At 69.1% G+C, this 22,666-nt stretch carries 22 protein-coding genes and 2 pseudogenes; 9 read left to right on the top strand and 15 right to left on the bottom strand.

The window, feature by feature from the left end:
• Positions 1 to 17 precede the first annotated feature (17 nt).
• Genes ACFXMV_RS16735 through ACFXMV_RS16715 form a run of 5 tightly spaced genes read right to left on the bottom strand, consistent with a single transcriptional unit; the run spans position 18 to position 5,731 of the window.
• Complete coding sequence (locus tag ACFXMV_RS16735) at positions 18 to 1,139, bottom strand: acyl-CoA dehydrogenase family protein (RefSeq protein ID WP_378502200.1); 1,122 nt, start codon at positions 1,137 to 1,139, stop codon at positions 18 to 20.
• Complete coding sequence (locus ACFXMV_RS16730; protein WP_378502199.1) at positions 1,136 to 2,125, bottom strand: acyl-CoA dehydrogenase family protein; 990 nt, start codon at positions 2,123 to 2,125, stop codon at positions 1,136 to 1,138. Before ACFXMV_RS16730 ends, ACFXMV_RS16735 begins: the two co-directional genes overlap by 4 nt.
• The gene (locus ACFXMV_RS16725) at positions 2,122 to 3,261 is read right to left on the bottom strand and encodes an acyl-CoA dehydrogenase family protein (protein WP_378503348.1); all 1,140 of its coding nucleotides are present in this window, start codon (positions 3,259 to 3,261) and stop codon (positions 2,122 to 2,124) included. Before ACFXMV_RS16725 ends, ACFXMV_RS16730 begins: the two co-directional genes overlap by 4 nt.
• A complete protein-coding gene (locus ACFXMV_RS16720) occupies positions 3,261 to 4,157 on the bottom strand; it encodes an enoyl-CoA hydratase (protein ID WP_378498790.1) in 897 nt (298 codons plus the stop codon). The genes ACFXMV_RS16725 and ACFXMV_RS16720 overlap by 1 nt, the downstream gene beginning before the upstream one ends.
• On the bottom strand, positions 4,154 to 5,731 hold the full coding sequence (locus tag ACFXMV_RS16715) for a FadD3 family acyl-CoA ligase (protein ID WP_378498792.1): 1,578 nt from the start codon (positions 5,729 to 5,731) through the stop codon (positions 4,154 to 4,156). The genes ACFXMV_RS16720 and ACFXMV_RS16715 overlap by 4 nt, the downstream gene beginning before the upstream one ends.
• A gap of 77 nt (positions 5,732 to 5,808) precedes the next feature.
• On the opposite strand from ACFXMV_RS16715, the gene ACFXMV_RS16710 reads away from it, so the two are divergent.
• From ACFXMV_RS16710 to ACFXMV_RS16700, 3 genes and pseudogenes are all read left to right on the top strand, one after another.
• Positions 5,809 to 7,008, top strand: coding sequence for an acyl-CoA dehydrogenase family protein (locus ACFXMV_RS16710; protein ID WP_378498789.1), 1,200 nt, complete (start codon positions 5,809 to 5,811; stop codon positions 7,006 to 7,008).
• The gene (locus tag ACFXMV_RS16705; RefSeq protein WP_378498788.1) at positions 7,005 to 7,814 is read left to right on the top strand and encodes an SDR family oxidoreductase; all 810 of its coding nucleotides are present in this window, start codon (positions 7,005 to 7,007) and stop codon (positions 7,812 to 7,814) included. The genes ACFXMV_RS16710 and ACFXMV_RS16705 overlap by 4 nt, the downstream gene beginning before the upstream one ends.
• A 133-nt stretch (positions 7,815 to 7,947) precedes the next feature.
• Positions 7,948 to 8,361 (top strand): annotated as a pseudogene (locus tag ACFXMV_RS16700) (hypothetical protein); the annotation flags it as partial.
• On the opposite strand, the gene ACFXMV_RS16695 reads toward ACFXMV_RS16700, so the two are convergent.
• Entirely contained in the window at positions 8,358 to 9,116 is a 759-nt protein-coding gene (locus ACFXMV_RS16695) for an SDR family NAD(P)-dependent oxidoreductase (protein WP_378498787.1), read from the bottom strand. The pseudogene ACFXMV_RS16700 and the gene ACFXMV_RS16695 overlap by 4 nt on opposite strands.
• Before the next feature lie 41 nt (positions 9,117 to 9,157).
• Between ACFXMV_RS16695 and ACFXMV_RS16690 the strand changes: the two genes are divergently transcribed.
• Together ACFXMV_RS16690 and ACFXMV_RS16685 are read left to right on the top strand one after the other, a co-directional pair.
• Positions 9,158 to 9,790, top strand: coding sequence for a TetR/AcrR family transcriptional regulator (locus ACFXMV_RS16690; RefSeq protein ID WP_378498786.1), 633 nt, complete (start codon positions 9,158 to 9,160; stop codon positions 9,788 to 9,790).
• Between the two features lie 12 nt (positions 9,791 to 9,802).
• On the top strand, positions 9,803 to 10,954 hold the full coding sequence (locus tag ACFXMV_RS16685; RefSeq protein WP_378498785.1) for an acetyl-CoA C-acetyltransferase: 1,152 nt from the start codon (positions 9,803 to 9,805) through the stop codon (positions 10,952 to 10,954).
• Positions 10,955 to 11,041: 87 nt separating this feature from the next.
• Here ACFXMV_RS16685 and ACFXMV_RS16680 read toward each other — a convergent pair whose 3' ends face one another.
• Positions 11,042 to 11,659 (bottom strand): TetR/AcrR family transcriptional regulator, encoded by a 618-nt coding sequence (locus ACFXMV_RS16680; RefSeq protein ID WP_378498784.1) that lies wholly within the window; start codon positions 11,657 to 11,659, stop codon positions 11,042 to 11,044.
• Positions 11,660 to 11,766: 107 nt separating this feature from the next.
• Here ACFXMV_RS16680 and ACFXMV_RS16675 point away from each other — a divergent pair, with 107 nt between their 5' ends.
• Complete coding sequence (locus ACFXMV_RS16675; protein WP_378498783.1) at positions 11,767 to 12,042, top strand: DUF2277 domain-containing protein; 276 nt, start codon at positions 11,767 to 11,769, stop codon at positions 12,040 to 12,042.
• 50 nt (positions 12,043 to 12,092) lie between these two features.
• Here ACFXMV_RS16675 and ACFXMV_RS16670 read toward each other — a convergent pair whose 3' ends face one another.
• The 7 genes and pseudogenes from ACFXMV_RS16670 to echA20 all read right to left on the bottom strand — a co-directional run bounded on the left by ACFXMV_RS16670 (position 12,093) and on the right by echA20 (position 18,618).
• Positions 12,093 to 13,244: a Rieske 2Fe-2S domain-containing protein gene (locus tag ACFXMV_RS16670; RefSeq protein ID WP_378498782.1), complete on the bottom strand. Its 1,152-nt coding sequence runs from the start codon at positions 13,242 to 13,244 to the stop codon at positions 12,093 to 12,095.
• Between the two features lie 50 nt (positions 13,245 to 13,294).
• Positions 13,295 to 14,170 (bottom strand): annotated as a pseudogene (locus tag ACFXMV_RS16665) (mycofactocin-coupled SDR family oxidoreductase).
• 51 nt (positions 14,171 to 14,221) lie between these two features.
• On the bottom strand, positions 14,222 to 15,019 hold the full coding sequence (locus tag ACFXMV_RS16660; protein ID WP_378503347.1) for an IclR family transcriptional regulator: 798 nt from the start codon (positions 15,017 to 15,019) through the stop codon (positions 14,222 to 14,224).
• Between the two features lie 125 nt (positions 15,020 to 15,144).
• Positions 15,145 to 16,209 (bottom strand): NAD(P)H-dependent flavin oxidoreductase, encoded by a 1,065-nt coding sequence (locus tag ACFXMV_RS16655; protein WP_378498780.1) that lies wholly within the window; start codon positions 16,207 to 16,209, stop codon positions 15,145 to 15,147.
• Positions 16,206 to 16,964 (bottom strand): cholesterol ring-cleaving hydrolase subunit IpdB, encoded by a 759-nt coding sequence (gene ipdB, locus ACFXMV_RS16650; protein WP_378498779.1) that lies wholly within the window; start codon positions 16,962 to 16,964, stop codon positions 16,206 to 16,208. The genes ACFXMV_RS16655 and ipdB overlap by 4 nt, the downstream gene beginning before the upstream one ends.
• Positions 16,961 to 17,842, bottom strand: a complete 882-nt coding sequence (gene ipdA, locus ACFXMV_RS16645; RefSeq protein WP_378498778.1) for a cholesterol ring-cleaving hydrolase subunit IpdA — start codon at positions 17,840 to 17,842, stop codon at positions 16,961 to 16,963. Before ipdA ends, ipdB begins: the two co-directional genes overlap by 4 nt.
• A 14-nt stretch (positions 17,843 to 17,856) precedes the next feature.
• Positions 17,857 to 18,618, bottom strand: a complete 762-nt coding sequence (echA20, locus tag ACFXMV_RS16640; RefSeq protein ID WP_378498777.1) for a (7aS)-7a-methyl-1,5-dioxo-2,3,5,6,7,7a-hexahydro-1H-indene-carboxyl-CoA hydrolase — start codon at positions 18,616 to 18,618, stop codon at positions 17,857 to 17,859.
• Positions 18,619 to 18,768: 150 nt separating this feature from the next.
• Here echA20 and ACFXMV_RS16635 point away from each other — a divergent pair, with 150 nt between their 5' ends.
• On the top strand, positions 18,769 to 19,548 hold the full coding sequence (locus ACFXMV_RS16635) for an SDR family oxidoreductase (RefSeq protein WP_378498776.1): 780 nt from the start codon (positions 18,769 to 18,771) through the stop codon (positions 19,546 to 19,548).
• The gene (locus ACFXMV_RS16630; RefSeq protein WP_378498775.1) at positions 19,545 to 20,459 is read left to right on the top strand and encodes an SDR family oxidoreductase; all 915 of its coding nucleotides are present in this window, start codon (positions 19,545 to 19,547) and stop codon (positions 20,457 to 20,459) included. Before ACFXMV_RS16635 ends, ACFXMV_RS16630 begins: the two co-directional genes overlap by 4 nt.
• Positions 20,460 to 20,527: 68 nt before the next feature.
• On the opposite strand, the gene ACFXMV_RS16625 is transcribed toward ACFXMV_RS16630, so the two are convergent.
• Positions 20,528 to 21,199, bottom strand: coding sequence for a GNAT family N-acetyltransferase (locus tag ACFXMV_RS16625; protein ID WP_378501795.1), 672 nt, complete (start codon positions 21,197 to 21,199; stop codon positions 20,528 to 20,530).
• 263 nt (positions 21,200 to 21,462) lie between these two features.
• Here ACFXMV_RS16625 and ACFXMV_RS16620 point away from each other — a divergent pair, with 263 nt between their 5' ends.
• A complete protein-coding gene (locus ACFXMV_RS16620; protein WP_378501794.1) occupies positions 21,463 to 22,590 on the top strand; it encodes an RNA-guided endonuclease InsQ/TnpB family protein in 1,128 nt (375 codons plus the stop codon).
• The last annotated feature ends 76 nt before the right edge of the window (positions 22,591 to 22,666 follow it).

Genomic DNA, 22,666 nt, shown 5'->3' with positions numbered 1-22,666 from the left:
GCACGGGCGCGGAGCGCCTACAGGCCCGCGAGCGACTCCATCGCCTGGATGAACTCCTCCGGCTGCCCGAACAGCTGCGAGCTGCCGTTGGCGCGCTTGAAGAACAGGTGCGCGTCGTGCTCCCAGGTGATCGCGATGCCGCCGTGCAGCTGGATGGCGTCCCCGGTGACCGCGAGCAGCGCCTCCGAGCAGTACGCCTTCGCGACCGCGGCGTCCGCCGCCGCCGACGGCAGGCCCTCGCTCAGCGAGTACACCGCCGCGTACGACGCCGACCGGGCCGTCTCCACCAGGAAGTACAGGTCGGCCATCCGGTGCTTGAGCGCCTGGAAGCTGCCGATCGCGCGACCGAACTGGACCCGGTCCTTGCTGTAGTCGACCGTCATCTGCAGGCAGCGTGCGGCGGCGCCGACCTGCTCGGCGGACAGCCCGACGATCGCGACCGTGCGGGCCCGCTCCAGGGCCGCGGAGGCGTCGCCGTCGGTCAGGCGCACGGCAGGCGCGGCGGCGAACTCCACCACCGACATCGGACGGGTCAGGTCCATCGTCGGCAGCTGGCGACGGGCGACGCCGTCGGCCGCCGGGTCGACCTCGAACAGCGCGACCGCGCCGTCGATGGCGGCCGCCACGATCAGGACGTCGGCGTGCGCGCCGTCGAGCACGTAGTGCGCGGTGCCCGAGACGGTGAACCCGTCGGTGTCGCCGCCCGATGCGGTGCACGCGACCTCGTCACTGCGCCAGTGCCCCTCGGGACCCACCCAGCACAGGGCGGCGATGGACGAGCCCTCGGCGATGCCGGGCAGCAGGCGCTCGCACGCCTCGGTGTTGCCCGTCGCCAGGATCGCCTGCGCGGCCAGGACCGCGGAACCGAACATCGGCGACGGCGTCAGCGCGCCACCGAGCTCCTCGAGCACCAGGTGCTGCTCGACGAGGGTGGCGCCGAAGCCGCCGAACTCCTCCGGGATCGCCAGTGCCGCGACACCGACCTGCTGGCACAACACGTCCCACAGGCCGCGGTCGAAGGGCTCACCCGACTCGAGGGTCTTGCGCAGCGCGGCCGCGTCGGCCCGCTTGGCCAGCAGCTGGGCAACCGTCTTGCGGAGTTCGAGCTGCTCCTCCGCGAACACTCCGACCCCGCTCACAGCGCGCTCGCGACCCGTGCGCGGTGCGCGGAGGCGGTGCCCCACGCGGACTGCAGAGCCCGCACCTTGGTCAGCCACAACGACAGGTCGCACTCGAGGGTGTACCCGATCGCGCCGTGCACCTGGAGTGCCTTGCGCGAGGCCAGGTATGCGGCGTTCGCGGCGGCGACCTTCGCGGCGGAGACGTCACGGGCGACGGTGTCGGAGCCGTCGGCGATGGCGATCGCCGCGCCGTACACCAGCGGGGTCGCCATCTCGACGGCGACCTTCGCGTCGGACAGGTGGTGCTTGACGGCCTGGAAGCTGCCGATGACGCGACCGAACTGTGCACGGTTCTTGGCGTACTCGGTTGCCGTCTCGATCATCGCGTGCCCGGCGCCGATCAGCTGCGCCGATACCGCGAGAACCGCGAGGTCGTAGGCCGTCTCGGCGGCCGCGGCCACATCGGGTCCCTGTGCAAGGGTCTCGACGGACTCGACCTCGAACAGGCGCCGAGCCGGGTCGACGGACTCGAGCTGCGTGGTCGCGCGGACCAGCTCGAGGGTGTCGCCGGAGACCCGCAGCACCGGGTCGGCGAGGTCAGCGTCGAGGGCCCGCGGGGTGGACGGCTCGAGCACCAGCGACGCGAGGGAGGAGCCGTCGGCGATGCCGGGCAGGAAGCGCTTGGCCAGCGACTGGTCGTCCAGCGCGGACAGCAGCGCGGGCACGGCGGCGGCGGTCTCGACGAGCGGGCCGGGGACGGCGGCGCGCCCCAGCTCGACGAACGCGACGGCCAAGTCGGCGGGGTGCGCGGCGATGCCGTCGTACTCCTCGGGCACCGCGAGCGCGGTCACGCCGGTCTCGGCGAGCTGGGTCAGCAGCTCACGGCCGGAGGCGGTGTCGTTCTCGCCCCAGGAGCGGACGACGGCCGGGGTGTTGGCGCCGGCGAGCAGGCCGCGGAGGCTGTCCGCGAAGTCGCGCTGCTCGGTGGACAGGGAGAATTTCATCGATCCGCCTTCGGGAGTCCGAGCAGCCGCTCGGCAACGATGTTGCGCTGAATTTCGTTGGTGCCGGCGTAGATCGGGCCGGACAGCGAGAACAGGTAGCCGTCCTGCCAGCGGCCGGCGAGCTCGCCGTCGGCGCCGAGCAGGTCGAGGGCCGTCTCGTGGATGCGGACGTCGAGCTCGGACCAGAAGATCTTGTTGATCGAGCCCTCGACGCCGAGCGGGACGCCCTCGAGCATCCGGGTGACGGTGCCCCAGGTGTGCAGGCGGTACGCCTCGGCGCCGATCCACGCGTCGACGACGCGGTCGCGGGCTGCGGTGTCGTCGCTGTCGGCGTTGGTCTTCCACACCTCGACGAGGCGGTCGACGGCGGACATGAAGCGGCCGGGGCTGCGCAGCGACAGTCCACGCTCGTTGCTGGCGGTGCTCATCGCCACGCCCCACCCGTTGTTGACCGCACCGACGACGTCGGCGTCCGGGACGAAGACCTCCTCGAAGAAGATCTCCGCGAACCCGGGTTCGCCGTCGAGCTGCGGAATCGGGCGCACGGTGACGCCGTCCTGGTTCAGCGGGAACATGAAGTACGTCAGGCCCTTGTGGCGCTGCGCCTCCGGGTCGGTGCGGAACATGCCGAAGCCCCAGTCGGCATACGTGGCGCGTGAGCTCCACGTCTTCTGCCCGTTGAGGATCCAGCCGCCCTCGGTGCGCCGTGCGGTCGAGCGGATGCCGGCGAGGTCGCTGCCCGCCTCCGGCTCGGACCACGCCTGCGCCCAGATGTCGTCGGCGCGGGACATGCGCGGCATGATCCGCGCGAGCTGCTCCGGCGTGCCGTGCTCGAACAGGGTCGGCGCGAACAGGAAGATGCCGTTCTGACTGACGCGACCGGGCGCGCCCGCCTTGTAGTACTCCTCCTCGAAGAGCACCCACTCGATCATCGACGCGTCGCGTCCGCCGTACTCGACGGGCCACGCGATGGTCGACAGGCGGGCGTCGGCCAGCTTGTGCTCCCACTCGCGGTGGGCCTCGAAGCCCTCCGCGGTGTCCATCGACGGCAGCGGCTGCGCCGGGACGTTGGCCGCGAGCCATTCGCGCACTTCCAGCTGGAAGGCGCGGGCCTTTTCGTCCAGTTCGAGATCCACTATTTCGCCTTCGCTTTCATACTGTTGACGTCCATTCCACCCAGCGAGTCCCTGCCCACCTCGGCATTGTGCGCGTGGGCGAAGTGATGCAGGCCGAACACCGAATCCATCCCGGCGCGCTGACCCATCAGGTCCTCGCACTGATTGACGGCCTTCTTGGTCAGCGCCAGACCGAACCGCGGCATCTGGGCCACCCGGTCGGCGAGCGCACGGGTTTCGGCGGCGAGTTCGGCGCGGGGGACCACCCGGTTGACCATCCCCACCTCGTAGCCGCGCTGCGCGGTGAAGCGGTCGCCCGTGAAGAGGATCTCCTTCGCGAACCGCGACCCGAGAACCCACGGGTGCGCAAAATACTCGACGCCCGGAATGCCCATCCGGACAACGGGATCGGAGAAGAACGCGTCCTCCGAAGCGACGATGAGGTCGCAGCACCAGGCCAGCATCAGGCCGCCGGCGATGCACGCGCCGTGCACCTGCGCGATCATCGGCTTCGGGATCTCCCGCCAGCGCCGACACATCCCCAGGTACACCTCGGTCTCCCGGGCGAAACGCTGGTCACCGCCCGGCTTTCCGAGGTGGTCCCACCACAGGGACGCCTTGTTCTCGTAGTGCACGTGATGGTCGCGGCCCGGTGTGCCGATGTCGTGGCCGGCGCTGAAGTGCTCGCCGTTGCCCGCCAGGACGATCACCTTGACGTCATCGTCCTCGACAGCGCGCTCGAAGGCGGCGTCGAGCGCGTACGTCATCACCGAGTTCTGCGCGTTGCGGAAGTCGGGACGGTTCAACGTCACGTACGCGACGTGCTCGCGGACCTCGTAGGTCACGACCTCGCCCTCGTGGGGGACAGCGTCGCCCACGCCGGGGGTGCCGCCGGGCAGCGCGCCTGGCGTCGTCATGCCTTGCCCTCGCGCAGGTCGTTCTTGAGCACCTTGCCGGACGGATTGCGGGGCAGGCCGTCGATGATCGTCACCTCGCGCGGGATCTTGAAGCCCGCCAACCGCTCCTTGCAGAAGGCGATGACCTCGTCCGCGGTCACGGCCGCACCCGGCTTCGACACCACATAGGCGCGGCCGACCTCGCCCATCCGCTCGTCCGGGATGCCGATGACGGCGGCCTCTGCGACGGATTCCATTCGGACGATGGCGTTCTCGACCTCGGCGGGGTAGACGTTGAAGCCGCCCGAGATGTACATGTCCTTGAGCCGGTCGGTGATGTCGAGGTAGCCGCGCTCGTCGAGGACACCGACGTCGCCGGTGTGCAGCCAGCCGTCCTCGTCGATCGTCTTCGCGGTCGACTCGGGATCGTCGAGATAGCCGAGCATGATGTTCTCGCCGCGCACCAGGATCTCGCCCTGGTCGCCGATGCGCACCTCCATGCCGGGGATGGCCCGGCCGGAGGAGGTGGACACGGTGACCGGGTCGTCGTCGGTGCGGCACATCGTCACCACGACCGCCTCCGTCTGGCCGTACGCGGTGAGGACCGCCTCGTAGCCGAGCTCCGACTGCAGGCGCTCGACGAGGACGACGGGGACCGCGGCCGCACCGGTGATCGCGATGCGCAGGCTCGACAGGTCGTAGTCGTCGCGCGTCGGGAAGTCGAGGATCGTCTGGTGGATCGTCGGGGCGCCCGGCAGCACGCTGATCTTCTCGTCCGCGATCGACGCCATGATCGTGGGGACGTCGAACACCGCGGCAGGCACGATCGTCGCGCCGCGCAGGATGCAGACCATCAGTCCGGCCTTGTAGCCGAACGTGTGGAAGAACGGATTTACGACCAGGTAGCGGTCGTTGCCGTCGACCTCGGCGCAGTCCGCCCATGCGTCGGCGATGCCGACGGTCTGGCGGTGCGCGGTCATGACGCCCTTGCTCTTGCCGGTGGTGCCGGAAGTGAACAGGATGTCGGCGATGTCGTCGGGGGAGACCGCGCGGGCGCGGGCGTCGGCCTCCTCGGCGGTGACCGGCTCGGCCGCGGCAGGCAGCTGGTCCCACTCGAGGATCTCGCCGCCGGGGAAGTTGGTGGTGGGCGCGTCGGCCGCCGGGTCGTCGGACGGCGTGCGGACGACCAGCTTCAGCGCGGGCAGACCGCCGGGACCGGCGGCGTCGAGGAGGTTCGCGAGGCGGTCGCTCTTGAGGAAGCGGGCCGGCACGACCAGGACCTTGGCGTGGGTGCGCTCGAGGAGGTCGAGCGCCTCGTGACCGGTGTAGCGGGTGCTGATCGGGACGAGTGTCGCGCCCGCGTACTGGGCGGCGAGGAACGCCTCCACCCAGTGGTGCGTGTTGGGGGCCCAGATCGCGACCCGGTCGCCGGCCTCGACGCCGTTGGCGATCAGCGCCCGCGCGGCGGTGCGCACGCGGTCGAGCAGTTCGGCGTAGGTGGTGCGGTCTGCCCCGTCGGCGACAGCCTCGTTCGACCCGAATTGATCAGCCGCGCGCCACAGCGCGGCCGGGGTCGTCCGGGGCTCGGTGGTCACGTCTGTACTCACAATCTCTCCTATGGCGAGGCAGAACCTCTATACAAAGCAAGTGCTTGGTAGGGTACCGTATCGCTGTGGACGTTAGCCAGGGTGAGAGCGAGGCCGCCGACGCGGCCTTCGCCAAAGAAGTACGCGAATGGCTCGAGGAGAACCTCTCGGGGAAGTTCGCCGAGCTGAAGGGCCTCGGTGGACCGGGGCGTGAACACGAGGCGTTCGAGGAGCGACTCGAGTGGGATCGCCACCTGGCAGCCGCGGGCTGGACCTGCCTCGGATGGCCGAAGGAGTACGGCGGCCGCGAGGCGACGCTGAACCAGCAGATCATCTTCCATCAGGAGTACGCGAGCGCCGATGCGCCTGCGCGTGTGAGCCATATCGGTGAGGAACTGCTCGGCCCGACGCTCATCGCGTTCGGTACGGAGGAGCAGAAGCGGCGCTTCCTGCCGGGTATCAAGACCGTCACCGAACTGTGGTGTCAGGGCTATTCCGAGCCCGGCGCGGGGTCGGACCTCGCGAACGTGTCGACCACCGCCAGGATCGAGGGCGACCAGTGGGTCGTCAACGGGCAGAAGGTGTGGACCTCGCTGGCGCACCTGTCGGACTGGTGCTTCGTCGTCGCCCGCACCGAGCCGGGCTCGGCGCGGCACAAGGGCCTGTCCTACCTCCTGGTTCCGATGAACCAGGAGGGTGTCGAGGTCCGTCCGATCATCCAGCTCACCGGCACCTCCGAGTTCAACGAGGTGTTCTTCGACAACGCCCGCACCGATGCGGACCTCGTCGTCGGCGGCGAGGGCAACGGCTGGGGCGTCGCGATGGGCACGCTCACCTTCGAGCGTGGGGTCTCCACCCTCGGGCAGCAGATCGGGTTCGCCCGCGAACTCGAGTCCATCGTCGAACTGGCCGAGCGCAACGGCGCTGCGCAGAACCCGGTGATCCGCAACAAGCTCACCCGCGCCTGGATGGGCCTGCAGGTCATGCGCGCCCACGCGCTGCGCACCCTGGCTGCGGTCGATGCCAGTGCCAACGGTGGCGAGGCGTCCGTCGCGAAGCTGCTGTGGGCCAATTGGCACCGCGGCCTCGGTGAACTCGCCATGGAGGTGCAGGGTGCGGCGTCGCTGGTCGGCATCGAGAACACCGAGCCCGGCGAGGAACTGAACGACCTGCAGCGCCTGTGGCTGTTCACGAGAGCGGACACCATCTACGGCGGCTCGAACGAAATCCAGCGCAACATCATCGCCGAGCGGGTGCTCGGACTTCCCCGAGAGGCTCGACCGTGACCACTTCCCTCAAGTCCCCCCTGGCCGTCGCACCCGCGGAGATCGAGGGCCACAACCTGCTCAAGGGCAAGAAGGTCGTCGTGACCGCGGCCGCGGGCACCGGGATCGGCTTCGCCACCGCGCGCAGGGCACTGCTCGAGGGCGCCGACGTGCTGGTCTCGGACTTCCACGAGCGGCGCCTCGGCGAGACCGTGGAGAAGCTGTCCGCCGAGTTCGGTGGCCAGCAGGTCGAGTCGTTCGTCTGCGACGTCTCGAGCACCGAGCAGGTCGACGCGCTGATCTCGGGCGCGGCCGAGAAGCTCGGTCGCATCGACGTCCTGGTCAACAACGCGGGCCTCGGCGGCGAGACGCCGGTCGTGGACATGACCGACGAGCAGTGGGACCGCGTCCTCGACATCACCCTCACCAGCACCTTCCGCGCCACCCGCGCCGCGCTGCGCTACTTCAAGTCGGTCGAACACAACGGCGTCCTGGTCAACAACGCCTCCGTGCTCGGCTGGCGCGCGCAGCATTCGCAGGCGCACTACGCGGCGGCCAAGGCCGGCGTCATGGCCCTGACCCGCTGCAGCGCGATCGAGGCCGCCGAGTACGGCGTCCGGATCAATGCGGTCGCGCCGTCCATCGCCCGGCACGCGTTCCTGGCGAAGGTGACCAGCGAGGAGCTGCTCGACAAGCTGGCCGAGGGTGAGGCCTTCGGCCGCGCCGCCGAGGTGTGGGAGATCGCCGCCACCATCGCGATGCTCGCCAGCGACTACACCACCTACCTCACCGGCGAGATCGTCTCGATCTCCAGCCAGCGCGCATAGGCGGCTCCGCCGCCCGTGAGTCCTTCTGGTCCCCATGTGGGCCAAAAGGACTCACAGGCGCGGAGCGCCTGTGGATAACCCTCGCCGGGGTCGGGCTTTACGTCGGACCCCGCGGTCACGATCCGGTGTATGTCCCCGGACCACGTTGGCCGATACGGCGATTGACTTCGCGGTGGCAGAGCCCCACGCGCGGGCAGCCTACGTCAGCCTGATCTCGTCGGTCACGAACCGTCGTATCCGGTTGGCGGACGTCCGGCAGCGCATGCAGGAGCGGGCCCCACGGCGTTATCACATGGCGCTCGAGGGCGCAGTCCGTGTGGGGTTCCGCGACCGACGCCGTGACAACGCCGCCGAACTGGCGGACCGGCCGCGACTGGTTTTCGGCTACGAGGAAACCGTCGGGACCCCGTGCGTGGCGGCCCAGGAGGTCGAGCGGGTCCTGCGTCGCGAGGGCTGGGTGAGGAGGGACGAAAACCCATGCCCCGCCTGTGCGTCCTTCTGGTCCGCGTGGGAGCTAGAAGGACTCACGGGCGGCGAAGCCGCCTAGACGGTGTAGCCGCCGTCGACGTTCAGCTTCTGGCCGGTGATGAAGCCGGCCTTGTCGCTCGTCAGGAAGCAGACGGCCTCGGCGATGTCCACCGCGGATCCGAAGCGCTGCAGGGGGATCCGGCTCATGGCGACGGCCTGCGCGCGTTCGTCGAGGTCCGCGTTGCCCATCAGCCGCTCCGCCATGCCGTCGGTGAGCATGCCGGGGCCGACGGAGTTGAAGCGGACGCCGAACCGGCCCTCCTCGGCGGCGAACGCCCGGACCAGGGCCTCGACGGCGCCCTTGGTGCCGGACGAGAGGCCGTCGCGGACGGGGTAGCGGTCGGTGGCCGCGGTCGTCACCGCGACGACCGAGCCGCGGGCCGCGCGGAGTCCGGGGAGCAGGGCGTGCACGAGTGCGAAGAAGGCGGTGGCCTCGGCGCCGAGATGCTCGGAGAAGGTGTCGGGGGAGACCTTGGACAGGTGCACCATCGGGACGTGCGGGCCTGCGGCGTGCACGAGTACCGACGGATCGCCGAGCTCGGCGCCGACCTCGGCGGCCCACTGCTTTACCCGGTCGCGGTCGGTCAGATCGACAGCGTCGGCGCGGGCCCGCCCACCTGCCGCGGTGATCTCCTCGACCAGGGCGGCGGCGCGGTCGGCGCCGAACCGGTAGGTGAACGCGACGGGCAGGCCCTGCGCGGCGAGTCGTCGGGTGATCTCGATCCCGATGCCGCCCGACCCGCCGGTGACAATGGCACAAGTATTTTGCTGCACCCCGGTACCCTAACAAGCGCTTGGTTGATACGCTGTCGGATGTGACCCCTCCGCCGAGAGCTGCCGAAGAGTCTGCCAGCAAGTCCGGCCGCCGCGCCGAACTCCTCGCGCTGGCCGCATCCCTGTTCGCCGAGCGCGGTCTGCGCGCCACCACGGTGCGCGACATCGCCGACTCGGCCGGGATCCTGTCCGGGAGCCTGTACCACCATTTCGACTCCAAGGAGTCGATGGTCGACGAGATCCTCAAGGGGTTCCTCGACGAGCTGTTCGGGCGGTACCGCGACATCGTCGCGTCCGGGCTCGGGTCGCGTGCCACCCTGGAGGCGATGGTGGTCGCGTCGTTCGAGGCGATCGACGGTTCGCACGCCGCGGTCGCCATCTACCAGGACGAGGCCAAGCACCTGGTCGGCAACGAGCGCTTCGAGTACATCACCGAGCGCAACAAGGAGTTCCGCGGCCTGTGGGTCTCGGTCCTCGAGGCCGGTATCGAGGACGGCAGCTTCCGCCCCGACATCGACGTGGAGCTGGTGTACCGCTTCATGCGCGACACCGTCTGGGTTCCGGTGCGGTGGTACCGGCCCGGAGGCCCGATGACCGCGGAAACGGTCGCCAAGCAGTATCTCGCCATTGTGCTCGACGGGCTCTCGAGCCCACAGTCACGGTCCGAATCGTAGGGAGTTAGTTCCATGCCTGAGGCATACATTGTTGACGCCATCCGCACCGCGGTCGGTAAGAAGGGCGGCGCCCTCTCCGAGGTGCACCCCGCGGACCTCGGCGCCGCGGTGCTCAAGCAGCTGCTCGAGCGCAACGAGGTCGACCCGCGGGAGATCGACGACGTCGTGTTCGGCTGTGTCGACGCGATCGGTCCGCAGGCCGGCAACATCGCGCGCACCGCGTGGCTCGCCGCTGGCTTCCCCGAGGATGTTCCCGGCGTCACCGTCGACCGCCAGTGCGGATCCAGCCAGCAGGCCGTTCACTTTGCGGCGCAGGCGATCATGAGCGGCACCGCGGACCTGATGGTGGCCGGCGGCGTGCAGAACATGAGCATGATCCCGATCGCCTCCGCGATGGTCGTCGGTGAGCAGTTCGGGTTCGAGACCCCGTTCAAGGGTTCGAAGGGCTGGGAGCACCGGTACGGCGACCAGGAGGTCTCGCAGTTCCACGGCGCCGAGCTGATCGCCGAGAAGTGGGAGATCAGCCGCGAGGAGATGGAGCGCTGGGCGCTGCAGAGCCACGAGCGCGCCCGCAAGGCGATCGCCGAGGGGCGCTTCGACCGCGAGATCGTGCCGATCGGCGAGTTCAGCATCGACGAGGGCCCGCGCGAGACCAGCCTGGAGAAGATGGCCGGGCTCAAGACCCTGACCGAGGGTGGACGCCTGACCGCCGCACTGGCGAGTCAGATCTCCGACGGTGCCAGCGCGACGCTGCTCGCCTCCGAGGCAGCCGTCAAGGCGCACGGGCTCAAGCCCCGCGCCCGGATCCATCACCTCAGCGCCCGCGGCGCCTCGCCGATCTTCATGCTCAGCGCGCCGATCCCGGCGACCAAGTACGCGCTGGAGAAGACCGGCCTGACCATCGACGACATCGACGTCATCGAGATCAACGAGGCCTTCGCCCCCGTCGTGCTCTCCTGGATCAAGGAGATCGGCGCGGACCCGGCGAAGGTCAACGTCAACGGCGGCGCGATCGCGAACGGGCACCCGCTCGGTGCGACCGGCACCAAGCTCTTCGCGACGATGCTGGGCGAGCTCGAGCGCACCGGCGGACGCTACGGCCTGCAGACCATCTGCGAGGGCGGCGGCACCGCCAACGTGACCATCATCGAGCGACTGGACTAGAAACCCGCTCGGCACAAACAGATTCGGCCCCGTGCCTCCTCCGATCGGAGGAGGTGCGGGGCCGAATTCGTTGCTGGACGGTGTGGGTCAGTCGATGGTGCCGATCAGCGCGGCCAGGGCATCGGCGATCCGCTCGCACCACGCATCCGAGTCTTCGTAGCCGCGCGAGACGCCGCGGATCATGGTGGCCGACACCAGCAGGTCGTAGACGGTGTCCGCGGTCGCCTCGGCACCCGCCCCCGCGTGGGGCACCGCCAGCAGGATCCGGTCGAGCAGGGCCTTGCGGACGGGCACCTCGGCCCGCTGCACCAGTCGGTCGTAGACGCCCTCGTTGTGATTCCAGGTGGACAGCAGCCCGGGTATCGCCGAGCGTGCGGCCGGGTTCGCCGTGCGGTCGAGGAACTTGCGGGTCCAGGCCAGCAGGTCGGCCCGCAGGTCATCGGTGGGCGGGGGCAGCGGCATGTCTCCCGCGGCCTGGAGGCCGAAAATCGCGTCCTCGATGATCATCTCGCGGGTGGACCAGCGTCGGTAGATCGCGGGTGCGCTCACCTTGGCCCGGCGGGCGATGGCCTGGATGGTGGTCTTCTGGTAGCCCGACTCGACGAGCAGACCGATGGTCGCCTCGAGTACCGACCGGTCGACTTGGGGATCGCGCGGCCGGCCGGGGCCGGTGGGTTCGACACGGCGATCTCCGGATCCATTCACATCGCCGGACAATACCGGAGTGACAGACCCTCAGAACCGGAATAGTTATGGGGCGGTACGCAACGCATGACCTCGCGCGGACGGTCCCCGGGGCTTATCGTCGGGATATGTGCCGAAACATCACCGAACTCCGCGGCCTCGAGCCCGCCGCCACCGCGGAGGAGATCGAGGCGGCGGCCCGTCAGTACGTCCGGAAGGTGAGCGGCGTGCAGAAGCTGTCCGACGCCACCCGGGAGCCCTTCGAGCAGGCGGTCGCCGAGGTCACCGCGACCACGATGCGGCTGCTCGGCGTGCTGCCCGCCCGTAAGCAGCCGCCGTCGACGGTGCCGCCGCTGCGCAGGCCCGAGGTCCGCGCCCGGATGGCCACCACCCAGCAGGGCTGACGGCCGCTCCGCCGCGTCGGGCGGCACCACGAGGTTCGTCACCCGCGCCGTCATGTCCGGGCGGACGCTGCCCTGGCCGCGAGGTTGTCCGCGACCTCCTGGCGCCACACCTCGACCGGGCGAGTGGTGTCCAGTACGTACTCGAACCGATCCACCATCTCCGAGGTGACGTCCGCCGTGTCGACGTAGAACTGTTCGTACCAGCGGCGCAGCTGGTAGACCGGGCCGTCCTGCTCGCACAGGAGCGGGTTCTCGATCCGGGTCTTGTTCTTCCAGATCTCGACGTCCTGCTCGAATCCCTTGGTGATGAACGCCCCCATGTTCTCCGCCATCCGGGAGGCCGCTGCCGCGTCCAGGTGGTCGGAGTTCTTCACGATCACCCCGTACGTGAGCACGAAGCTGTTGGCGTCGATCGGGTAGTGGCAGTTGAGCAGGACCGACTCGATGTCGAATCGGTCGTAGTGGTAGGTCAGCTCGTCGATCATGAAGGCGGGGCCGTAGTAGGCGGCCGCGGAGCTGTTCCCGACGAGTTTCGGTTCGCCGTCCTTGCTCGGCGGCCGGATGTCCTCGCGGCTGCGGCCGTTCATGAACTGCGCCGAGACGTGACCCTCGAAGACGTTCCTGAAGTAGGTCGGGAACGAGCCGTGCACGTAGAAGAAGTGCGCCATGTCGACGTTGTTGTCGATCAGCTCGCGGCAGTTGGTGTTGACGACGATCTGCTTGAACCCCTTCCAGTCCGTCCACTGGTCGGACAGCGCGCCCTCGATCCGCGGCGGGGCGATCTCGGGCGGCGGCGGGTTGCCCTCCGGGTCGTGGTAGACGAACAGCAGCCCGTCCTGGTCGAGGACGTGCCAGGCCCTGGTCTTCGCGATCGGCGGAACTCGGCGGGCGTAGGGGATGCCCGTGCACTTGCCGTTTCCGCCCCAACGCCAGTCGTGGAACGGGCAGGCGATCGAGTCGCCCTTGACCTCGCCCTGGGACAGGTCGCCGCCCATGTGCCTGCAGTAGGCATCGAGAATCTTGATGTCGCCCGCGCTGTCCGCGAAGACGACCAGCTTGGTGCCGAAGGCCTGGATCGAGTGGGGTGCGCCGTCATCGAACTCGCGGGAGAGGCCGAGGCAGTGCCAGCCGCGGGCGAACCGCTCGGGGGCGGCGCCTGCCTCGATCTCGCGGATCTCGTTGTCGTTCAGCTGGGTGGACATCGGGCGGCCTCCTTCTTTAGGGGGGGATCGGGCCTTGGGGATCGGGCCGATCAGGCGGTGACGCGACCGGCGTTGCCTGCGTCCACCGGGAGCACGGTGCCGGAGATGTGGGTGCTCGCCGTGTCGGCGAAGAAAAACACCGCGCGGGTGATCTCGAACGGGTCGAGCCACGGCGTCGGGATGGCGTGCAGGCCGCGCATCACGTCCTCGATGTCCGCGGCGCCGGGCGAGGGCAGGTCGGGGCGAATGTGCCGGTACAGCTACTCGTTGTGCAGCATTCCGGTGTCGATGTTGCCCGGGGCGATCGCGTTCACGGTGATGCCGTGCGGCGCGAGGTCGAGGGCGGCGCTCTTGGTCAGGCCGACGACGCCCCATTTCGAGGCGCAGTACGCGGCCATGCCGGGGTTGCCCTGGCGGCCGAGCATCGACGAGATCGTCACGATGCGGCCGTAGCCGCGGTCGACCATGCCGGGGGCGACGGCGCCGATGGTGTTGAACACTCCGGTGAGGTTGGTGGCGAGCACCTCGCCCCACACCGCCGTGGTGGTGTCCTGGACCGCGCCCTGGATCGAGACGCCCGCATTGGCCACCGCGATGTCGATGCGGCCGAACTCCGCGGTCGCGGACGCGACCAGCGCGTCCATGGCCGCGCGATCCGCCGTGTCGGCCTGGACCGCGAGGCAGCGGCGTCCGGTCTTCTCCACCAGCTTCGCGGTCTCGGCGAGGTCGTCGGTGGTGGCCATCGGATAGCCGACGACGTCGAGGTCCTGGCAACGGTCGACGATGACGACATCGGCGCCGCGCTCGGCGAAGGCCAGCGCATGCGAGCGTCCCTGCCCGCGCGCGCCGCCGGTGATCAGTGCAACCCTGCCTTCGAATCCGCTCACGGGACTCCCTTCGATTGTCGTTGCTGGACAGTCAGCCATGACGTCGGCTGTGTCGGCGCGGCTGTCTCGTGGCGCGGGATGAGAGGGGTGTCAGACCGCCCGGGCCAGCCGGGTGGCGGCGTCCCGCACCAGCGGCACGAGCCGGTCGAGTTGCACGGCGTCGCCGTCACCGGCAAGGCACAGGGAGACCGCCACACCGTCTCCGGTCCGGACGGCACAGCCGAGGCTGCCGATCCGCCCGGACTGGTCGCCCACGGACGCCTCGGTGGACTCGAAGGCGACTCCGCCGCGCACCCGGATCCGCGCGAGTTCGGCATGCAGCGTCGATCGCGTCCACGCCCGGCTTCCCGAACTGTGCAGCTGCGGAACCACCACCTGGTCCACCTCCTCCGGGGCGAGCAGCGCCAGCAGCGACCGCCCACCGGCGCCGCGGTAGGCCGGGTAGCGAGCGCCGACACGGGATCTGAGCAGTCGCCCGAACGGTCCACCCACCTTGTCGAGGAAGTACTCCTGACCATCGTCGAGGACGCCGAGGTGCACGACCATCCCGGTGCGTAGGTGCAGGTCCTGGAGAATGTCGTTGGCGCCGATACGGATCCGCGCGTGCGCGGCGTCGGGCCCGACGGCGCCGAGCGCGCGCGAACCCAGCCGATAGTTCCGGCCCCGGCGCGTCAGCCAGCCCAACTCAATCATCTCGACCACGATGCGGTGCGTGGTCGAGCGGGGCAGACCCGAGCGGGTGGCGAGGTCGTCCAGGCTCAGGTGGAGGTTCGGTCCGGTGAAGGAGTCGAGGATCATCGTCACGCGCTCGAGCAGGGACTCGCGCGCGCGGGGAGTCCGCTTCGTCGTAGTTCGCCAGGAGCCGTCCTCGGGCATCGTCGCATCCACCGGCCCGACGTTAGTGAGCTGTGCCACATATCTCGGTGATGGTCTCGGAGAGCGGGAACACCCGGCCGTGACGCAAGAAAGCCCCCGCATGCCGTTGGCGTGCGGGGGCTTTCGAGGTGGGAGCGTCAGGCCTTGAGCGCTCCGAGGGCGTCGATGCGCTTGACCGCGTCCGCCATGATCTGGTCGATCAGTTCCTGGCAGCTCGGCAGGTCGTCGATCATGCCGACCACCTGACCGGACGCCAGCACGCCCGCGTGAGCGTCGCCGTCCACGAGGCCGGCCTTGAGCAGCATCGGGGTGTTGGCGTACATGATGACCTGCAGCCACGTCTTGTCGGTGGACTTGTGCATGTCGAGCCCCTCCTTGAGGAGCGTCGACCACTTCATGCCGGTCATCGCCCTGACCTTCGGGGCGTTCCTGGCCGCGGCGATGAGTCCCCGTGCGTAGCTGGACTTCTCCAGGCTGTTCACCAGGTCCGTGTTCAGCACACGGTGCGGCATGCCGTCTACCTTGCGCGAGACCGTGGTGCCCTGCAGGTCGCGCTTGAGGTACTCCTGCTTGACCGACTCCGGCACCGCCGAGTCGCTGGTGAGCAGGAAGCGGGTGCCCATCGCGACGCCCGCGGCGCCGTAGGACAGCGCCGCGGCAAGGCCGCGACCGTCGAAGAATCCGCCAGCCGCGATCACCGGGATGTCGACCGCGTCGAGCACCGACGGCAGCAGCAGCGTCGTCGCGACCGCGCCGGTGTGACCGCCGCCCTCGCCGCCCTGCACGATCACCGCGTCGGCGCCCCAGGAGGCGACCTTGACGGCGTGCTTGGCGGCACCGATCGACGGGACCACGACGACGCCGTTGTCCTTGAGCTTGCTGATCAGGTCCTTCTTCGGCGCCAGCGCGAACGAGGCGACCTTGACCTTCTCGCGAATCAGCAGGTCGATGCGCTGCTGGGCATCCGTCGCGTCGGCGCGGATGTTGACGCCGAACGGCTTGCTCGTGAGCTGCTTGGTCTTCTTGATCGCAGCCTCGAGCTCGTCGTACGTCATCGTCGCCGAGGCGAGGATGCCGAGGCCGCCGGCGTTGGCGGTGGCCGCGGTCAGGCGCGGACCGGACACCCAGCCCATGCCGGTCTGCACGATCGGGTGCTCGATGCCGACCAGTTCGGTCAGCGGGGTCCGCAGCACGGCGGTCATGCCTGGACCTCGCGCTCACGCAGTCCGCGCGGGTCGATGACCTCGCGGATCAGGCGCAGCTCCTCGGCGGTGGGCTCGCGGGTCACGCCCGCCTCGGCCAGCCCGGCGACCTCGAAGGAGGTGTTCTCGGCGACCTCGGCCGCGGTGACGCCCGGGTGCAGGCTGAGCGCGCGCAGGGTGTTGCCCGGTCCGCCGAAGTCGAAGGACCCGAGGTTGCTGACCACGCGGTGCAGGTGCAGGTACTTGAACGCCGGGTTCTCGGGATCGACCTTGTCGTAGCCGACGCCGGAGACGACGTCCACCTTGTCCACGAACACCCGCGAGGAGTGCTTGGGGACGAAGTAGCTGGTGGCGTGGTTGATGGTGTTGCCGGGGGCGCCGCGGACGCCGAACATCTGCCGGGTCGGCTGCTGCAGCGGGCCGAACGCGGACAGGTTCTGGTTGCCGTACCGGTCGATCTGGTTGGCTCCCATGACCACGTGGCGGCGGCCGGAGGCGACGACGTCGAACACCTTCCGGAACGGCATCCAGCCCTCGATCGGGGCCTTCGCACCGACCGCGGGGGTGTCGCTGAAGATCAGCGCCTCGCCGTCGGTGATGAGCAGGTCGGGCTCGGTGGTGAGCCGGGCCAGCCGCGCGCCGATGGTCGACAGCGTCGACATCGGGCTGGCCATGATCTCGCCTGCGCCCGCGAAGATCTCGGCGCACGCGATCGCGCAGTATTCCGCGCGGGTGATGGTCTCGGTGGAGGTCATGCCTGCTCCTCTGCGAACTTCTTGACGGCGGCCTGGTAGTCGTCCTCGCTGCCGGACAGGTAGGTGTCGACGAAGGCCTGCCACGACTCGGGGGTCTTGGCTGCCTCCGCGTAGTGGCGCTGGAACTTCTCGTCGCGGCCGTAGCTCTCGCCTGCGAGGGTGAAGTGTGCGCCGTTCGGGGCCTCCACGACGCCGTCGACCATCATGCGGTTGAGGATCAGCTGCTGCAGGGGAACGGCTTTCACCAGTTCCTCGGTCTCGACGATGCGCTCGACGGAGACGTAGCGCTTTTCGGCGGCCATGCAGTACAGGTCGTCGAAGTACGGATCGACGCCGTTGTAGGCGGCGTTGCCGTGCTTGTCGCCCAGGTTCAGGTGCACGAACGACGCGTCCAGGTTCAGCGCGGGCATCGCGATGAGCGTCTCGGCCTTGCCGGACTCGTCGGCGTACGGCGAGGTGACGGTCTTGAGTTCGTCGCCCCAGAAGTTCAGGACGTCCGAGCCCAGGCCCGCGCGGATCGGCAGGAACGGCAGGCGCGCCGCGGCGGCCTCGAGGCCGCACTTGACCATGCCCTCGTCCATCTCGCGGACCTCGATGGCACCGGTGGTGCGGGCCTTGGCGAACCAGGGGTCGTAGAACGGCGCGGAGTCCAGGGACACGAAGCCGTAGTAGGCCTTCTTGACTTTGCCCGCCGAGCACAGCAGGCCCAGGTCGGGTCCGCCGTAGGTGACGACGGTCAGGTCCTTGATGTCCGAGCGCAGAATCGCGCGCACGAACGCCATCGGCTTGCGGCGCGAGCCCCAGCCACCCAGGCCGATCGTCATGCCACTGCGCAGTTCGCCGACGACCTCGTCGAGCGACATCCTCTTGTCACGCATTGTCTTTCAACTCCCTACTTGTTCGCGCGCGGCTTGCCGGTGGCGACGAACTCGTCGCGGTGCTCGTCGGCGACGCCGGCGAGGTTCAGCTCGAACGTGAAGCCCTGCTCGATCCGGTAGCTGGTGTGCACGTCCATCACGTCGATGCGGTTGATCGCTTCCTTGGCGCGCCGGATGACCCGGGTGTCCTTGGCGGCGATCTCGCCCGCGATCTTGAGTGCGCACGCGTCGAGCTCGGCGCGCGGGACGACGTCGTACACGGAGCCGAAGTGCTTGAGCGTCTGGGCGTCGACGTTCTTGGCCGTGTAGTACAGCGTGCGCATCATGTGCTGGGGGACCAGCCGGGCCAGGTGCGTGGCCGCGCCGAGTGCGCCGCGGTCGACCTCGGGCAGGCCGAAGATCGCGTCGTCGGACGCGACGATCACGTCGGCGTTGCCGACCAGGCCGACGCCGCCACCGACGCAGAAGCCGTTGACGGCGACCACGACGGGGACCTCGCAGTCGTAGACCGCGGAGAACGCTGCCGCGCAGCCGCGGTTCGCCTCGATCAGGGCGCCGTGGCCCTCGGTGGCCTGCATCTCCTTGATGTCGACGCCGGCGTTGAAGCCGCGGCCCTCGGCTCGCAGGATCACCACGTGGGTGCTCGGATCCTTGCCCGCCGCGAGGACGGCGTCGGCCAGTTCGAACCATCCCTTAGACGGGATGGCGTTCACCGGCGGGTAGTCGACGGTGACCGTGGTGATGCCGGCCCCATCGGATTTGGAAGTGATTCCCATCGTGATTCCTTAGGTAGGTCGCCAAACCAAGCGATTGCTTGGTAAGTTAGCACACCTGCGGGTCGGGCTGGAGTTCGCTTTTGGGCGGATGGCCCCAGCTCCCGCAGGGAATCCCTGCAACCGCAGAGATCCCTGACAGTGGAGGTACTGGTGGAGCTAGGTCTTGACGGCAGCGTGGTGCTGGTCACCGGCGGAGTGCGCGGAGTGGGCGCCGGCATCAGCCGCGCCTTCCTGCGCGCGGGCGCCACGGTGGTGACCTGCGCGCGACGGCCGGCCGACGAGCCGATCGAGGTGGACGGCCGCGGCGTGGAGTTCATCTCCTGCGACCTCCGCGACGCCGAGCAGGTGCAGTCGATGATCGACTCGATCGTCGCCACCCACGGCCGCCTCGACGCCGTCGTCAACAACGCGGGCGGGGCCCCGTACGCGCTGGCGGCCGACGCCAGCCCCCGCTTCCACTCGAAGATCGTCGAGCTCAACCTGCTGGCGCCGCTCCTGATCTCGCAGATCGCGAACGCCGTCATGCAGAAGCAGGACACCGGCGGCTCGATCGTGATGATCAGCAGCGTCAGCGGCAGTCGCCCCTCGCCGGGGACCGCCGCCTACGGCGCAGCCAAGGCGGGCATCGACAGCCTGTCGGCCAGCCTCGCTGTGGAGTGGGCGCCGAAGGTCCGGGTGAACTCGATTGTCGTCGGGCTCGTCGAGACCGAGCAGGCCCACCTGCACTACGGCGGCGCCGACGGCCTCGCCGCGGTGAGCGAGACCGTCCCGCTGGGTCGGATGGCACGGCCCGAGGACATCGGGAATTGTGCAACCTTCCTGGCGTCGCCGCTGGCGTCCTACGTCAGCGGTTCGACACTGACCGTGCACGGCGGCGGCGAGCGCCCCGCCTTTCTGGCGGCATCAACAGCAGAGGAGACCAAGAAATGAGCGGACTTGTAGACGGTCGCGTCGTCATCGTGACGGGCGCGGGCCGCGGTATCGGACGGGCGCACGCGCTGGCGTTCGCGGCCGAGGGCGCGAAGGTGGTCGTCAACGACATCGGTGTCGGCGGTGACGGCGCCGCGACCGGCGAGAGCCCCGGCGAGCAGGTCGTCGCGGAGATCATCGCGGCAGGCGGGCAGGCCGTGGTGAACGGCGACGACGTCGCGGACTGGGACGGCGCGCAGAACCTGATCAAGACCGCCATCGACAACTTCGGTGGTCTCGACGTGCTCGTCAACAACGCGGGCTTCCTGCGCGACCGGATGCTGGTCGGCATGAGCGAGCAGGAGTGGGACTCGGTGATCCGGGTGCACCTCAAGGGCCACTTCGCTCCTCTGCGGCATGCCGCCGCCTACTGGCGAGCGGAGTCCAAGGCCGGTCGTCCGGTGGACGCGCGGATCATCAACACCAGCTCGGGTGCCGGGCTGCAGGGCAGCATCGGTCAGGGCAACTACGCGGCCGCCAAGGCGGGCATCGCGGAGATGACCATCCAGGCCGCCGCCGAGCTGAAGAACTACGGCGTCTCCGTCAACGCGATCGCGCCCGCGGCGCGCACCCGGATGACGGTGGGCGCGGGCGGCGCGATGGCCGAGGCGATGGCCGCTCCCGAGGAGGGCTTCGACGCGATGGCGCCGGAGAACATCTCCCCGCTCGTGGTCTGGCTGGGCAGCACCGAGTCGAAGAACGTCAGCGGCCGGGTGTTCGAGGTCGAGGGCGGCAAGATCACCGTCGCCGAGGGCTGGCGGCACGGACCCACCCAGGACAAGGGCGAGCGCTGGGATCCGAAGGAGATCGGCCCCGTCGTGGCGGACCTGCTGGAGAAGGCGGAGACGCCCACCCCGGTCTACGGGGCATAGGCGGCTCCGCCGCCCGTGCGCGGTTAACGGGTCCAGGGACCCGTTAACCGCGCACGGGCACGTAGTGCCTACGCGGGGGAGCGGACGATGACCGTCGTACCGGGGAAGAAGGCGGCGAGTTCCGGCCGCGACAGCTTGATCACCGCGGTGCCGTAACCCTGCTTGCGCGCCTCGGGCGCGACCCACACCGCGAGCTCCACCTCGCCGCCGTGCAGTTCGCCGAAGACGAGCCCGACGCATTCCGGCCGGTCGCCGCTGGTGTTCTCGGCGACGAACCACGCCGCCGTCTCGTCGTCGACGCGGCCGAGGCCGGCTCGACGCTCGTCCTCGACGCGATCCGACGCCCACGGCGCGCCCTCGTCGTCGAGCTGCTCGGCGGAGCGGCGCCGGTAGAGGTCCGCGTCCTCGTCGCGAGAAGTGAACGGCCGCAGGCGCACATTCGCCCCGGTGCTGAACGGGCGCTGCTCCGGCAGCCACTTCAGCGTCGCTTCCAGGTTGGTCACCTCGTCGCGGAGGTGGTCGCGCTCCAGCTTGGTGAGGCGCCCCAACTGCAGCCCCAGCACCGCGTTCGCATTGTTCTCGGTCGTCTCGAGGAGTTCGCTCACGCTGCGTACGGCGGCGGCGTGGTCGTCACTGTCGACGATGGCATCGAGGACCTCGTGCCGCAGATCGAGCGCCCGCAGCAGTGCCGAGGCGAGCTCGCGTCGGTCGAGGATCTGATCTTGGGGGCCAGCCGTCATGACGAAATCTCCCTATCCGTTGAGTGTGCAACAGCGGAGCGTGCACCTGCCGGGTGGGCAATCCTGCGCGCTCCCCTCAGATTCTCTGTCAACGGGCCCGCAATTGCCACCAAGATGTGGGCTGGTGCTCAGCGCTCCACGGCTGGGTGAAACGCTCATGCGGGAACGCCACTCCAAGGCTGAGTGTGACCGGAACGAGACGCTTCTGAGCATGGTGAATCACTCGACGGAGTTCTGTCGTACCCAGATGGCACGCTCAACGCATGCAACTCCGATACAACTTTCGCCTCTACCCCACAGTGGGGCAGCGGCGGTCGTTGGCGCGGGCATTCGGGTGTGCGCGGGTCGTGTTCAACGATGGCCTCGCGGCACGGCGGCAGGCGCACCGAGACGGGGCGGGGATTACCGACACGGAACTGTCGAAAATGCTCACCCAAGCCAAGCGAACCCCCGAGCGGGCATGGCTGGCCGACGTGTCCTCGGTCGTGTTGCAGCAGGCGCTCGTTGATTTGAACACCGCGTACCGTAATTTCTTCGCCTCCATCACAGGCGAACGGAAAGGCCCGACGATTGCGCCGCCGCGATTCCGGTCCCGCCGCGACAATCGGCAGTCCATCCGCTTCACCCGCAACGCGCGCTTCTCCGTCACCCCGGGCGACAAGTTGAGGTTGCCGAAGATCGGCGACGTGAAGGTTGCATGGTCACGACGACTCCCATCGGATCCGTCGTCCGTGACCGTCATCAAGGACGCGGCCGGGCGCTACTTCGCCTCGTTCGTGGTGGCCGTGGACACCACCCCGCTTCCCGAGCTGGATTCGGAGGTGGGGATCGACCTCGGGCTAACGACATTCGCGGTCCTCTCTGACGGCAAGACCATCGACAATCCGCGAGTGTTTCGCCGGGCCGAACGCAAACTCCGCAAAGCCCAGCAAGCACTTTCACGCAAACAGAAAGGATCGAGCAACCGGACCAAGGCCCGGATCAAGGTCGCCAGGGCGCATGCCAGGGTCTCCGATACGCGCCGCGACTTCGCGCACAAACAGTCCACGACGATCATCCGCGAAAACCAAGCGGTGTACGTCGAGGACCTCTGCGTGAGGGGATTGGCCCGAACCCGGTTGGCAAAGTCGGTGCACGACGCCGGATGGTCCATGTTCACCTCGATGCTCGAGGAGAAAGCCGCACGGTACGGGCGGCATTTCGGCAAGGTGGACAGATTCTTCCCCTCGTCCCAGCACTGCTCGCGGTGCGGGGTCGTCGACGGGAAGAAGCCGTTGCATGTCCGAACCTGGACGTGCCGGTGCGGTGCAGTCCACGACCGCGATCTGAACGCAGCAGTGAACATTCTCGCCGCCGGGCAGGCGGAGAGACTAAACGCCTGTGGAGCGTAGGTAAGACCTGCAGCGATGCCGGCACTGTGCGACGAAGCAGGAACCCGCCGAGAGCGCCACACGGCGTTGGTAGGAA

The sequence above is a fragment of the Rhodococcus sp. NPDC059179 genome (genome assembly GCF_042754885.1).
In the GTDB taxonomy this organism is placed as follows: domain Bacteria; phylum Actinomycetota; class Actinomycetes; order Mycobacteriales; family Mycobacteriaceae; genus Rhodococcus_G.
Note: the sequence above shows the minus strand (reverse complement) of the source record. Positions and strands in the feature narration are given on the sequence as shown.